The following is a 14,090-nucleotide window of genomic DNA, read 5'->3' as shown; positions in this document are numbered from 1 at the left end:
AGATGTTTTTTCTTCTCCAAAAAAAAATTGTTTGTCAGAGTTAATTACCTGATTAGAGGTTTACTTGTAGCCTTTTTTGTGTCTAAATTTTTTTTTGTGATATTCTAAATTGAGTCAGGAAATTTTAACTACATCGTTATTTATATAAATTTATTTTCGTATTCTTGTAAGTGTAAATTAAACACTTAATTATGAAAAAAATAGTTTTGCTAGCTTTATTGGCGGTGTCATTGACTTCGTTTGCGGGGAAACCAACCGCTTATTATTTTGTCAACTCAGATAAAACAATAAAAATGGAATTTAATCTAACTTCAAAGAAGACGCCTTCTTACAAAGTTTTCTTTAAAGATAAATTGGTCATCAATACTTCGGATTTGGGGATTATAAGAGAAGATGCCAATTTTTATACCGGTTTAAAAATAGTAAATGTTTCTACTCCAAAACCAATTAAATCAACCTATTCCATGTTGCAAGGGAAACGAAAACAAATCTCTTATGCTGCAAATCAATATACGGTACGTTTGCAAAACAGTACCGGAGAAGCTATGGAAATTATTTTTCAATTATCCCACGATGGAATTGCGTTGCGATACCATTTTCCTGAAACTTCAACAGCAATAAAAAAAATAGTGGAAGAAAAAACTGCTTATAATTTTGACACAACGACAAAAGCTTGGCTGCAACCCATGTCTAAAGCTAAAACAGGATGGAAAGAAACCAATCCTGCTTATGAGGAACATTATGCTATGGGCGTTCCCGTAAATACAAAACCAGCGATTGGAGAAGGGTGGGTGTATCCGGCTTTGTTCCATACGAATAACACTTGGCTTTTAGTTTCTGAAGTGGGATTACCAAGAAATTACTGTGGCAGCCGATTGGTGTATAATGACACTTCAAAAGCGATGCAGGTAACTTTTCCACAAAAAGAAGAGATTTTTCCTAATGGTGCTTTGAATCCTGAATCTACATTGCCTTGGTTTACCCCTTGGAGAATTATAACCATTGGTTCCTTAAAAACAATCACCGAAAGTACCATGGGAACTGATTTAGCTGATCCGTCCATCGCTATGGATACTTCTTTCATAAAAAGTGGGTTGTCTTCTTGGAGTTGGGTTTTGCTAAAAGATGAATCGGTTAATTATGAAACTACGGTAAAATTCGTTGATTACGCTTCCAAAATGAATTGGCCGTATTGCTTAATTGATGCCGATTGGGACACTAGAATTGGCTATGATAAAATGAAGGAATTAGCGGCTTACGCCAAAGGTAAAAATGTGAAGCTATTGGTTTGGTACAATTCATCAGGATCTTGGAACAGCACTGAATACCATCCTAAAAGCAAATTATTGACTCATGCCGACAGAGATAGAGAATTTACTAAACTTACAGATATGGGTATTGCGGGGATTAAAGTAGATTTCTTTGGTGGTGACGGACAATCGATGATTGGGTATTATCATGATATGTTAGTAGATGCTGCAGCCCATAAACTAATGGTTAATTTCCATGGTGCCACTTTGCCTAGAGGATGGCAACGTACGTACCCTAATTTAGTTTCCACTGAAGCAGTTAAGGGGTATGAATACATTACCTTTTTTCAGGATATTGCAGATTTGGCTCCAAGTCATTGCTCAATGCTTCCTTTTGCACGTAATGTTTTTGATCCAATGGATTTTACGCCAATGGTCTTGGATTCCATTCCAAACATAACTAGAAAAACTACTCCAGCTTTCGAATTGGCATTGCCTGTTTTATTCTTATCCGGAGTGCAACATATTGCTGAAATTCCAGAAGGAATGGCCAAAATGCCACAGTACGTAGTGGATTATTTAAAAGATATTCCGACGAATTGGGATGATTCCAAATTTATTGCCGGTTATCCAGGGAAGTACATTGTAATGGCAAGAAAAAAAGATAACGTTTGGCATATCGTTGGTATTAATGGAGAAAATACTATTAAAGAAATAGAGATCGATTTGTCTTTTGTAACCAATGCTAAAGGGTTTATTATTTCTGAAAATGAGAAAGGATTTCAGCAAAATACAGTATCAAAAAGCACTAAACTGAAAGTAATGATGAAACCTCATGGTGGGTTTGTGGTGAAGATATAATGTTTTAAAAGGATGTTATTAATTTTAAAAGACCTCGAGAGTTTATGCTTTCGAGGTTTTTTTGTGGGTGTTAGTTTAAGATATTGCTATACTATTTTAGTATCGAAATGAAAAATAATAAGGATTATTCCCAGTTAATTTAAAGCCTACTTGGTATTATTGGAATCTATTTGTAGGCTAGAGGTTTATCATATTGCAAATTTGTAGATTGAAATTTGTCATTATAGTAAAGGACACTTTATTTATTGCTTTATAAAGAAACCTAAAACGGAATAAACAGGTGTAAAAAACCCCAGAAGCTTTACTTCCGGGGTTACTAACTAATTCCATATGATAAACCAAACCATTCAACTTATTAATTACGGTATAGAAAAATAATCTATAATAGTTAGTGTCCTTTTATTAAATTTATTTTACTGAAAATTTAAATGTTGTTTTCGTTTTGTAATTCTCCCCTGGGCTTAAAACCGTAGATGGAAAATCTTTTTGATTTGGAGAATCTGGATAGTGTTGTGTTTCTAAACAAAAGCCTGTTCTGTGCGCGTACATGCCACCGTTTCTCATTGGTAAAGTCCCGTCTAAGAAGTTTCCGGTATAGAATTGTATTCCCGGTTGATCCGTATATACTTCTAATACTCTTCCGCTTCCTGCATCATAGGCCGATGCCGCAAAGCGATATCCTTTATCCTGATTGTTTAGTACCCAACAATGGTCGTAACCCAATCCATTTTTCAATTGCTCATCTTTGGCTTCTATGTCTTTTCCAATAGCTTTTGGTTTTCTGAAATCGAAAGGCGTATTAGTTACATCCGTTAGTTTACCTGTTGGGATAAGTGTTGCAGCAACTGGAACTAATTTATCTGCATCGATTGTGATCTCTTCGTCTAAAATAGGTTTAGAAAAATCTGCTGACAAGTTGAAATACGAATGCTGTGTCAAATTCACAATCGTTTTCTTGTCAGTAGTCGCTTCATAAAGTACATCTAAAGAATTATCATTTTTTAGCGTGTAGGTTACAAAAACGGTCAAGTTTCCTGGATAACCTTCTTCCATATCCTTGCTCACATACTTCAATTTCAAGGATGCGCTGTCTCCACCTTTTGCTTCAGCGGCAGTCCAAACGACTCTGTTAAAGCCTTCTGGGCCACCATGTAATGCATTAGGTGCATTGTTGATAGCTAATGAATATTCTTTTCCGTCTAAAGTAAATTTACCTTTTGCAATTCGGTTGCCATATCTTCCAATGATAGCTCCAAAGTATGGATTAGCTTTCATGTATTGTTCCAAAGAATTGAACCCGATAACAACTTCTTCGGATTTCCCCGCTTTGTTAGGCACTTTTAAAGAAGAAATAATACCACCATAAGTAATGATATTTACTTCCATTCCCTTTTGGTTTTTAAGGGTATAGCGCTCTATTTTTTCTCCTTTTGGCGTAGTGCCATACTCTGCTTTTGCTATAGACACTGAATCTGTCGCTTTAGCTTCTAAAGCAGTTTCATCGGCTCCAGCCTTTTTATCTCCTTTACATTGAATATTCATACTTGCTAAACTCATAATGGAAATTCCATAAATACAACGTTTTATTACATTCATAATTACTTTTTTTTAGTTATTATAGACCGTGCTGAAACAAATGATAGTACGCTTCGTTAGCATTAATTTTATCTTTAAAATCTCTGATAGTCGTTTTCTCATCAATAACAAGCAATTCTATGCCTGCAATATCGGCAAAATCTTCCATATATTCCGTTGTTAGCACTTGACTGTACACGGTATGATGCGCACCACCTGCTAAGATCCATGTAGTTGCAGCAATATCAAGGTTAGGTTTGCAATCCCATAATACACGCGCAACAGGAAGTTTAGGTAAATCAGCCATAGGTTTTACCGCTTCTACTTCGTTTACAATCAATCTGAAACGGTTGCCCATATCAATCAATGAAGCATTGATGGCATTTCCTGCAGCTACGTTAAATACTAAACGGACTGGGTCTTCTTTTCCTCCAATTCCTAATGGATGTACTTCACAAGAAGGTTTTGCATCAGCAATAGAAGAACAAATTTCTAACATGTGAGAACCTAAAACATACGATTTTTCAGGTGTAAAATGATAGGTGTAATCTTCCATGAATGAAGTTCCACCTTGGCTTTCAAGACCTACATTCATTACTTTCATTGCTCTAAGCATCGCCGCTGTTTTCCAGTCACCTTCACCTCCAAAACCGTATCCATCAGCCATAAGGCGTTGTACTGCAATTCCTGGAAGTTGTTTTAATGAACCCAGATTTTCGAAAGTATCTGTAAACGCTTTGAAACCACCTTCTTCAAGGAAAGCTCTAAGGCCTATTTCTATTTTAGCAGCTTCTACTAATGAGTCTCTTTGAGCACCGCCTTTTTGAAGCGCTGGAGCTAAAGTATACGAAGCTTCATAAACTTCAACCAATTTGTTGATGTCTGCATCAGAAACTTTATCTATATGTTTTATAACGTCTGAAGAGTCGAAACCGTTTACCGAAAAACCAAAACGGATTTGGGCTTCGACTTTATCTCCTTCAGTTACTGCAACTTCACGCATATTGTCTCCAATTCTCGCAACTTTTAAGTTTTGGAATTCATCCCAACCTAAAACCACTCTGGACCAAATGCCTAATTTTTTTTGAACGCGTTCGTCTTCCCAATGTCCTACAACCACTTTACGTTTTTTACGCATTCTGGACATGATAAAACCAAACTCTCTGTCTCCGTGAGCCGATTGATTTAAATTCATGAAGTCCATATCCATAGAAGCCCATGGAATTTCAGCGTTGAATTGTGTATGTAAGTGACACAACGGTTTTTTAAGAATGCTTAAACCACCAATCCACATTTTAGCTGGCGAAAAAGTATGCATCCAAGCCACAATACCAATACAGTTTTTGTTTGAATTAGCTTCTAAACATACATTTGTAATTTGAGCTGGAGACTTTACCACATCTTTATACACGATTTTTACCGGTATATGTGATGAAGCATCTAATCCTTTTGCGATGTGTTGGGAATGTTCCGCTACTTTTCGTAGTGTTTCTTCACCGTATAATTCTTGGCTTCCTACTACAAACCAAATTTCTTTTTGAGATATATCGATCATATTTTTTGTTTAATCGTTTATTTGTTTAATCGTTTTAACTGTTCAATGTGTTGGACAATTACTGTCCGTAATACGAGTCTTTTCCGTGTTTACGTTCGTAATGTTTTTTTATTAAGGAATCTTTCAGTCTTGGTGCATTTGGATTTATCAGTAATGTTAAGTGAGCCATTTCCGCTACTACTTCAAGAACTTTACTATTATAAACCGCTTTCGCTGCATTTTTTCCCCAAGCAAAAGGACCGTGATTGCCTATCAAAACCATTTCTACTTCCTCGTAAGAAAGATTTTTTTCTTTGAAGCAATCCAAGATTTGGATTCCTGTATTGTGTTCGTAATTTCCTTCGATAAGTGAGTCAACCATTGGCGCTGCACAAGGAATATCGGATGTTAAGTGATCGGCATGTGTTGTTCCAAATATTGGAATGTCTCTTTGTGCTTGTGCCCAAGCCACAGAATAGGTAGCGTGAGTGTGTGCCACACCGCCAATGTTTGGCCAATTTTTATATAAATAAGCATGCGTTTTTGTATCCGAAGAAGGACGCATATTGCCTTCGATAATGTTGTTGTCAAAATCCACAATAACAATGTCTTCCGGTTTTAAATCTTCATAAGGAACGCCGCTGGGTTTTATGGCAAAAACACCATTTTTTCTATCTACTGCGCTCACATTCCCAAAAGTATAGACTACTAAGTTCAATGCGTTTAATTGCATGTTTGCTTCGTAGCATTCTTGTTTTAAATCTTTATACATACTGTTCCTGTTGAAGTTTTTTAAGAGATGGATCTGCAAATGAACTTAATTGGTCATACGCTAACAACAACTTGTGATACGCTGCAACTTTGTCTAATTGAGGGAAATATTCTCCATCAAAATCACTTCCCATTTTTTGACTGGCTTCAATTACGTTAGGATAAATTCCTGCTGCAACTGCTGCATAAATAGCGGCGCCTAATGCTGGTGTTTGGTCTGAAGCTGCAATTTTAATAGGCTTGTTCAAAACGTTAGCCAAAGTTTGCATGATATAAGGAGATTTTCTCGCTACACCACCAATTCCGATGACGCTGTTTATTTTTACTCCTTCTTCTTCAAAACGGTCTACGATTTTTTTAGAACCAAAACAGATGGCGTTAACCAAAGATTTGAATAAATGAGGCGCTTTGGTTCCTAATGATAAATTAGAAATAGCACTTTTTATTTCCTGATTAGCATCCGGAGTTCTTCTTCCGTTAATCCAATCTAGTGCGATTGGCACACTTTCGGATACTGGGATTTTCTCAGCTTCAGCTGTTAATTGTATAATTAAATTATCACTAATTTCTTCTTTTAGTTGCTCTTTTTGGGCAGCTGTCAAAAGGGTAGAAGTAGCTAATAAATGATCTGTTGGCCATAGTAGTAACTCTTTGTACCAAGCCAATAAATCTCCAAAAGCGGATTGACCTGCTTCAAGACCGATATAACCCGGAATTACAGAGCCATCTACTTGTCCGCAGATTCCACGAACTGATTTAGTCCCTATTGTTTCTTCTGAAGCAACAATTATATCACAGGTTGAGGTTCCCATAACACGAACCAATGTGTGTTCTTCTATTTTTGCTCCTACAGCACCAGAGTGTGCATCGAATGTTCCTACGGCTATAACCGTATCAGTTGTAAGTCCCAATCGGGTTGCCCATTCTTGGCTTAAATTTCCTGCTACAAGGTCTGAAGTATACGTTTCATCGTATAATCTTCCACGAAGTGCCGCAAGATAAGGATGTAGTTTTCCTAGGAATTCTTCTGGAGGTAAACCATTCCAGTCTTCATGCCACATGGCTTTATGACCCGCAGCACAACGACTTCTTTTGAATGATTTTAAATCTTTATTATCAATCAATAAATACGTCATTAAATCACAATGTTCCATCCAAGTGTAAGCGGCATTTTTTACTGCTTCGTCTTGTTTGGCTATGTGTAGAATTTTTGCCCAAAACCATTCTGAAGAATAAATTCCTCCAACATATTTGGTAAAATTTTCTCCACCCCAAGTAGCGGCAAGCTCATTGATTTCGTTGGCTTCATTTATAGCAGTATGATCTTTCCAAAGTACCATCATGGCATTAGGATTGTTCTCAAAACCTTTTGTCAAAGCTAATGGTGTTCCATCTTCAGTAACGGGTACAGGAGAAGAACCGGTTGTGTCGATGCAAATGCTTCGTATAAGAGAAGGATCTACATTGCTATTTTCAACAACATATTTTATAGTGGTTTCTAATCCTTCGATATGATCTAAAGGGTGTTGACGAAACTGGTTTATGGATGCGTTGCAATATTCCTTGTTTTTCCATCGCTTGTAATGACAAACATTTGATGCTATTTCTTGTCCATTTTCAGTGTCTATTAACATCGCTCGAACAGAATCTGTTCCATAGTCTAATCCTATAACATAATTTTTCATTCTAGATTCTTTTAATTATAATGACAAATATAGTATAAATAATTTATAAGTGTATAAAAAACACTTAATTTAATTTAACATTGTAATTTTTATTAAAACAGCATTAAAACAGGTATTTACGAATAGAATAAATAATAAACGTTTGTTATAAATTTATTCTATTGCGATTATTTCATCTTTAACTTCAAAACTGTTACTGAATAGGCTGGAAGGCTTGTTTGCGCTTTGTCACCTTTTAACTTAAATTCCTTTTCTGTAGGACTTATTTTTTTAGGTGCTGCAAAAGAATTTTCATCTTCCAGGTTTGCACTTGTAAGTGTTATAAGAGTTCCTTTAGCCGCTAATTTGCTTCCTTTTAAATCAATATTTACCTCTTGTGCAGTTGCGGATGTATTAACCAGTTTTACAATTACTTCTTTTGTATTTACATCTTTTACCGCCGAAGCAAACAAATTACTTTGGCCAGTTACTGGTTTTCCGTCTTTGGTAATTGCAATTAAGTCAGTTCCCTTATTGGTTGAAAATAATTTTTGAACATAATAATTAGCAGAACCATACGCTTCTAAATTATTGAACCAAAGTAAATCCGGTGTCCATTGCCAAGCTTCTTCATGCGCCATCAATGGGGCATAGGAAGTTAGGTTTACCACTTCGGCATTTCTTTCTAAACCAGTCATGAAAGCAGCTTCAGAAAACGCACATTCCCAGTTGTTTTTATTATCAGGACTTGCAATAGCAACACTTTGAGCGGCATATTCTCCTGCAAAAACTTTAGGTCCTTTTCTGTCGTATTTGTCATAACGAGTTGCATTTTCTCTAAACCATTGTGGGTTTTTATAATAATGCTCATCAACGATTTCGGCATTTAACTTTTTAAGTTCCTGCATACCATAATCAAAATAATCACCTTCTGGAAATGGACCTGCACCTGAAACAATCGTCATTTTTGGATATTTTGATTTTATGGCTTTTTCAAATACTTTAAATCTTTCGATGTATTGAGGACCCCATTGTTCGTTTCCAACACCAATAAGTTTTAAATTGAAAGGTTTTGGATGCCCCATTTCTGAACGGATTCTACCCCAAGGAGTTTCAACGCCGCCATTTGCAAATTCGATTAAATCCAATGCATCTTGCACATAGGGATCTAATTCATCCATTGGGACTAATTCCCCAGTATTAAATTGACAAGCCATTCCGCAACTTAAAATAGGTAAGGGTTGTGCACCAAGATCTTCGGAAAGTTGGAAATATTCAAAAAATCCCAATCCAAAAGTCTGGAAATAATCCGGTGCTGGTTTGTGTGTAAATTCGGTATTCCAACGGTTTATTAATGTCTCTCTATTTTCTATATCGCCCACGGTTTTTTTCCATTGGTAGCGTTGTGCCAATGTTCTTCCTTCAACAATACAACCTCCGGGAAATCTTAAAAATCCTGGTTTCATATCATATAATAATTGTATGATGTCTTTTCGTAAACCATTTTTTCTGTTTTTCCAAGTGTCTTCGGGGAATAATGAAATCATATCTAAATCGATGGTTCCACTTCCTTCAAAAGTGATTTTCAATTGTGCTTTTGCTTCGGTTTGGGTTGCTGTAAATTGAGCAGAATACCCTTTCCAGTCATTAGATGTTGGTGTAATGCTGGTTTCACCTAAAACTTTTTTGTTTTTATCAATAAATTGGATGATAATTTTTTTGATAGCGCCATTGTGATTCGCCGCTTTTAGAGAAAGATTGTACTTAGCATCTTTCTTAATTCCCATTCCTCTAAATCCGGTATTAATTATTTCAAATCCTTTGTCATTATTTACAAGAACTCTACAAAAACTAGGATTGGTTTTGTTTTCTAATGCTTTGATAGTTGTGGCAATACCGGATGCTGCATTGAAAGAATGGGTATCACTATTGGGTTGTTCCCAGCCCATAAGAGGCGTGTCAAATTCAAAAGAACGGTTCTTGATCATTTCAGCATACAATCCACCATCAGCAGCAAAGTTAATGTCTTCAAAAAAGGCACCATACATCGTTGGTTGAATTTTAGTAATTGTTTTGCTGGTATTTACTTCGAGATTTATTTTTTGGGCATTGGCGTATATACCATTTAGCAATAAACCGCAAAGGGTTAATTTGGTGATTAAATTTGGTTTCATGTTTCTTTATTTGTTTAAAAGTTCAATTCAGCGGATTAAAATTCACTAATCTTTCCGTCTATTATCTGTTTTTTTATAATTTAATATCTCTTTTATTCTTTATAATCTATCCAGACTTTCATTTTTCCAACGCCTCTATTGGACCAAGAATAATAAGGAATAGCTTTTAATTTTTTGTTTTGAATGGTATTTACACCTTCTAGAAGATTAGATTCTTTTTTAACTTCGAAAGTGTCATTTGCATCGATAGCAATTTTATCAAAAGCTGTTGCATTGTCAATTTCCTCAATAGCATATACAATTGGTCCGTATTCTAAAGCTACTTTTCCTATGTTGCCAGCTACTTTGGTATTGGTCACGACTTCTTTCACTTCCATAGGGAAATCTAGTGCTATTGTTTCTCCTTTTTTCCATTTTCTGGTAATGGTAATATATCCTTTGTCTTCTTTATAGGCGATACGTTTTCCGTCTATCGTAACTGAAGTTTTCGCAGCCGACGTGTTTTTATAACTGTATAAATCTCCCGGTAAAACTTGGTTTCTCGCCCAGCTTGGAATACGTAATTTTATGGTAAATGGAGTTTCATTTTTAGGAGTAACGGTAAGAGATACTTTACCATTCCATGGATAATTGGTTTTTTGTGAAATTTCCAACTTTGTGTTTTCCAATGCTATCTTCGCCGTATTGGAAGCATATAAATTCACATAAAGCACGTCTTTAGTTGTAGAATAAATCAATCCCGGAATGGAAGGAATAAAACGTATCAAATTGGTAGGGCAACAGGAACAATCAAACCACGATTGGCGAGTGCAAGAACCTCTATTGTTTTTGTAAACCCCATCTGATTCTAATGCGTTTGGATAGAAAAATTGTTTTCCATCTAATGAAATTCCGGAGATTAATCCGTTGTATAATGTGCGTTCGATTACATTAAAATATTCTGAATTGCCAGTTAAGTTGTGCAGTCTGTGGTTCCAATAGACATCGCCAATAGCGGCGCAAGTTTCGTTGTAGGCTGTAAGGTTTGGTAATTCGTAGTTTGCACCAAATGCTTCGCCGTCATGTATAGCACCAATCCCACCAGTGATGTACATTTTCTTGTTGACCATGTTCGTCCACAAAGCATTTACGGCATTTAAGTAGTCTTTGTCGTTGTATATTGCGGCAATATCGGTCATTCCTGCATACATATATACTGCTCTTACGGCATGACCTACTGGTTCTTTTTGTTGGATAACGGGAATGTCATCTTGTGCATAAGTTCCATATAGTTTATGGTTTTTTGGATTTCCTCTATTGTCCAGGTAGTATTTAGCCAAATTTAAATAGGCTTTGTTGTTAGTGATTTGATAGAGATTTACCAAACCAGTTTCTACAATTTGATGACCTGGAACACCATGAACTTGGGTTGCTCCATCACCAAAAGTGCGTACTAACATATCGGCATTTTTGATGGCAATGTCCAAGAAATTTCTTTTTCCGGTAGCTTGATAATGCACAACGGCAGCTTCTATCATGTGGCCTGAGTTGTACAATTCATGACTTATTTGCAAGGATTCCCAACGCTTTCCTTCTATCACGGGTACCCATGGAGCTGGTGGTTTAGCTGGATTTATAGTTCTCCAAGTCGTTAAATAACCATCTTTTTCCTGACCAATTTTCACAATGCTTATGAGCGAATCCAGTAAAGTTTCGAGTTTTGGGTTGGGCTCACTTATTAATGTGTTTGAAGCGCCTTCGATGATTTTGTATACGTCAGTATCGTCAAAAGGCATTTGTCCTTTTACGGTTCCTTTCATTTTCCCGCCTGCAATTAAAAAATTATCAAGACGTCCTTCTTCTTCACATTTATGAATGGCATATTCGATGGTTTTTTCCTGTACCTTTTTTATTATTGGCAACCAGAACGCATCGGTTAATTTTACATTCTGAATGTTTACAGGAGTGATGGTATAACCTGATTTTTTTGTTGCATTTGATTTCTTTGTACGCTGTTGGCTCTGTCCATAGACGGTCATTAATACAGAAATTGCTAGTATTGTTTTTTTTATCAAGGTCATTTTACCTACTATTAATCGATTTATATATTTAATCTAGAACTTTGGCCATAAATTGGCATCCCATTGCAATTCTTTGATTTCTAATTTTGGCCTTCCATTATTTTTGATTTCATAGGCATGAAAAATAATGTAATCTTTCCCGTCAAAAGTATAGGTGCTGTTGTGACCAGCTCCATACCAGTTTTTATCCCCTTGAATCAATAAAGAACCGCCGCCTTCGGTTAATAGTTTTCCGTCTTTATCTACATAAGGACCAGTTATGTTTTTTGATCTTCCCACGACTACTTTATAAGTGCTGTTTTCACCTCGGCAACACAAATCCCAAGAAAGGAACAGGTAATAATACCCGTTTTTTCTAAACACAAAAGGAGCTTCTAAAGCAGCATCGCCCGGGTCAGTATCTACTAATTCGAAAGTTCGTTTGCGTTTGGCTATCGTATGCCATTCTTCAGGTTGGGCAATTGATTTTAAATCGGGATTTAATTTCACCATTTTCAAACCGTCCCAAAAAGAACCAAAAGCCAACCAAGGAACGTTATTGTCATCGAATGTTAAATTTGGATCTATTGCATTCCACATATCACGGTTAGGAACAGATTGAATTACAATTCCGTGATCTACCCATTTGTAAGCCGGGTCTTTTGGATCTAAAGTGGTATTAGTAGCCACTGCAATCGCCGAAGTGTTTTTTGCGAAAGCAGAAACTGAATAATACAAATAATAGGTGTTGTTGTGAAAGGAAACATCAGGTGCCCAAATGTGATTTTTAAAATCAGGAACTACTGAATCAACCCAAACTGGTTTTTCATTGAATATCGCAGGTTCTGGATTCCAGTTTTTCAAGTCTTTAGAACTAAAAACGCTAATTCCTTGTCCTGTACAGTATAAATAATAGGTGTCTTTTTGTTTAATCATCACCGGATCATGAACAGTAATGTCCTGCGCCCATGACGAAGTTGTTATTGCCAGTATAAGTATGAGGAGCAGGTGTTGTATTTTTTTATCTAATTTCATGTTTTATTTTTTTTAAACCATATCAGTCATTTAAGAAAATGTAAGTTTAAATGGTTTTATTAATCGTTCCTGTTTAAAGCAATTCCTGAAAACTGCGACTGAAACTACTTACTGAGTTATCCCTTCCGAAGTCATAATTACTCGTTTCATAGTTCCATCTTCATTGTAATACAAACGGTCTACACAAACGGATCTTCTAAAACTGCCACCATTGGGTTGAGTAGCACCATTGTGATAAATAAAATAATCTTTTCCTTTGAACGCAATGATAGCTTGATGATTTGTATTTGAGTTTCCAGCGAGTTCGTTCAAAATTCCTTTGTATTCCCATGGACCATTGATAGATTTACTCATGGCATAGGCGATTTTTTCAGGAAATTGATAAGCGTAGGACAAATAATACCAATTGTTATGTTTGTGAATCCAAGGAGCTTCGGTAAAATTGGGTAATGAGATTGTTTGTATTGGACCGTCAAGCTCAATCATGTTTGCTTTTAATTTTGCATAATGACAAACGGAATTTCCCCAAAAAAGATACGCTTGACCATCATCATCAATCATGACTGTTGGATCAATATCATCCCAATCAATCTTAGTTTGTGTGGTCATATCATTAGTAACAAGTGCTTTTCCTAACGCATCTTTGAAAGGGCCTGTCGGACTGTCAGAAACACCAACACCTATGGCTTTCCCATTGATGGCTCCATGTGAAACGGTTACATACCAATAAAATTTTCCGTTGCGTTCAATAACTTGAGAAGCCCAAGCATCGGATGTTGCCCAAGCAAAATCAGTGACTTTAAGCGGTACGGGGTGTTCCTCCCAATGCACCATATCCGATGAGGAATATACCAGCCATTCATTCATTTTATAAAAATTGAAATCATTTGGCGCTTCATCGTGACCTGCATAAAGATATACTTTGTCTTTGTAAACCAAAGCTGCAGGATCACCTGTGTATTTGTCTTTTATGATGGGATTGTTGAGTACTATTGAATTGCTGCTTTTCCCCCCATTGGCGGAAGCCATACCTTCATCAGTTTTTACTGTTTTACAAGAAGAAATTATGACAACGGAAAATAGGGTTAAAAATATGTTTTTCATTTTTGTTTTATTTTTTATTCAAACGCCCTTTCTAAAATAGAAAGGGCCGTTTGTGTTCCTTAATTAAATAGCAAAAGGAAATA

Annotated in this window: 9 protein-coding genes; 1 reads left to right on the top strand and 8 read right to left on the bottom strand. The window is 36.2% G+C overall.

Features of this window, described 5'->3' with window-relative positions; genetic code table 11:
- Positions 1-191 precede the first annotated feature (191 nt).
- Positions 192-2,111 (top strand): glycoside hydrolase family 97 protein, encoded by a 1,920-nt coding sequence (locus OA85_RS14315; protein ID WP_039110465.1) that lies wholly within the window; start codon positions 192-194, stop codon positions 2,109-2,111.
- A 408-nt stretch (positions 2,112-2,519) separates the two neighbouring features.
- On the opposite strand, the gene OA85_RS14310 is transcribed toward OA85_RS14315, so the two are convergent.
- From OA85_RS14310 to OA85_RS14275, 8 genes are all read right to left on the bottom strand, one after another.
- Positions 2,520-3,707 carry an aldose epimerase family protein gene (locus OA85_RS14310; protein ID WP_039110464.1) on the bottom strand — a complete coding sequence of 396 codons (1,188 nt, stop codon included), beginning with the start codon at positions 3,705-3,707 and terminating at the stop codon, positions 2,520-2,522.
- A 19-nt stretch (positions 3,708-3,726) separates the two neighbouring features.
- Positions 3,727-5,241, bottom strand: a complete 1,515-nt coding sequence (araA, locus tag OA85_RS14305) for an L-arabinose isomerase (protein WP_039110463.1) — start codon at positions 5,239-5,241, stop codon at positions 3,727-3,729.
- A gap of 58 nt (positions 5,242-5,299) precedes the next feature.
- Positions 5,300-5,992, bottom strand: coding sequence for an L-ribulose-5-phosphate 4-epimerase (locus tag OA85_RS14300; RefSeq protein WP_039110461.1), 693 nt, complete (start codon positions 5,990-5,992; stop codon positions 5,300-5,302).
- On the bottom strand, positions 5,985-7,676 hold the full coding sequence (locus OA85_RS14295; protein WP_039110460.1) for a ribulokinase: 1,692 nt from the start codon (positions 7,674-7,676) through the stop codon (positions 5,985-5,987). The genes OA85_RS14300 and OA85_RS14295 overlap by 8 nt, the downstream gene beginning before the upstream one ends.
- A 167-nt stretch (positions 7,677-7,843) precedes the next feature.
- Positions 7,844-9,829 carry an alpha-L-arabinofuranosidase C-terminal domain-containing protein gene (locus tag OA85_RS14290; RefSeq protein WP_039110459.1) on the bottom strand — a complete coding sequence of 662 codons (1,986 nt, stop codon included), beginning with the start codon at positions 9,827-9,829 and terminating at the stop codon, positions 7,844-7,846.
- A 92-nt stretch (positions 9,830-9,921) separates the two neighbouring features.
- The gene (locus tag OA85_RS14285; protein ID WP_039110458.1) at positions 9,922-11,889 is read right to left on the bottom strand and encodes a glycoside hydrolase family 127 protein; all 1,968 of its coding nucleotides are present in this window, start codon (positions 11,887-11,889) and stop codon (positions 9,922-9,924) included.
- A gap of 33 nt (positions 11,890-11,922) precedes the next feature.
- Positions 11,923-12,903, bottom strand: a complete 981-nt coding sequence (locus OA85_RS14280; protein WP_039110457.1) for an arabinan endo-1,5-alpha-L-arabinosidase — start codon at positions 12,901-12,903, stop codon at positions 11,923-11,925.
- Positions 12,904-13,011: 108 nt separating this feature from the next.
- Positions 13,012-14,007, bottom strand: a complete 996-nt coding sequence (locus tag OA85_RS14275) for a glycoside hydrolase family 43 protein (protein ID WP_082014179.1) — start codon at positions 14,005-14,007, stop codon at positions 13,012-13,014.
- Positions 14,008-14,090: the final 83 nt, after the last annotated feature.

It is taken from the genome of Flavobacterium sp. AED (assembly GCF_000812945.1).
Lineage (GTDB): Bacteria > Bacteroidota > Bacteroidia > Flavobacteriales > Flavobacteriaceae > Flavobacterium.
Note: the sequence above shows the minus strand (reverse complement) of the source record. Positions and strands in the feature narration are given on the sequence as shown.

What these genes read in the sequence shown, in the direction of transcription:
- OA85_RS14275 (WP_082014179.1), bottom strand. Translation starts at nt 14,007, where the DNA reads ATGAAAAACATATTTTTAACCCTATTTTCCGTTGTCATAATTTCTTCT.
- OA85_RS14300 (WP_039110461.1), bottom strand. Translation starts at nt 5,992, where the DNA reads ATGTATAAAGATTTAAAACAAGAATGCTACGAAGCAAACATGCAATTA.
- OA85_RS14280 (WP_039110457.1), bottom strand. Translation starts at nt 12,903, where the DNA reads ATGAAATTAGATAAAAAAATACAACACCTGCTCCTCATACTTATACTG.
- OA85_RS14295 (WP_039110460.1), bottom strand. Translation starts at nt 7,676, where the DNA reads ATGAAAAATTATGTTATAGGATTAGACTATGGAACAGATTCTGTTCGA.
- OA85_RS14310 (WP_039110464.1), bottom strand. Translation starts at nt 3,707, where the DNA reads ATGAATGTAATAAAACGTTGTATTTATGGAATTTCCATTATGAGTTTA.
- OA85_RS14315 (WP_039110465.1), top strand. Translation starts at nt 192, where the DNA reads ATGAAAAAAATAGTTTTGCTAGCTTTATTGGCGGTGTCATTGACTTCG.
- araA (WP_039110463.1), bottom strand. Translation starts at nt 5,241, where the DNA reads ATGATCGATATATCTCAAAAAGAAATTTGGTTTGTAGTAGGAAGCCAA.
- OA85_RS14285 (WP_039110458.1), bottom strand. Translation starts at nt 11,889, where the DNA reads ATGACCTTGATAAAAAAAACAATACTAGCAATTTCTGTATTAATGACC.
- OA85_RS14290 (WP_039110459.1), bottom strand. Translation starts at nt 9,829, where the DNA reads ATGAAACCAAATTTAATCACCAAATTAACCCTTTGCGGTTTATTGCTA.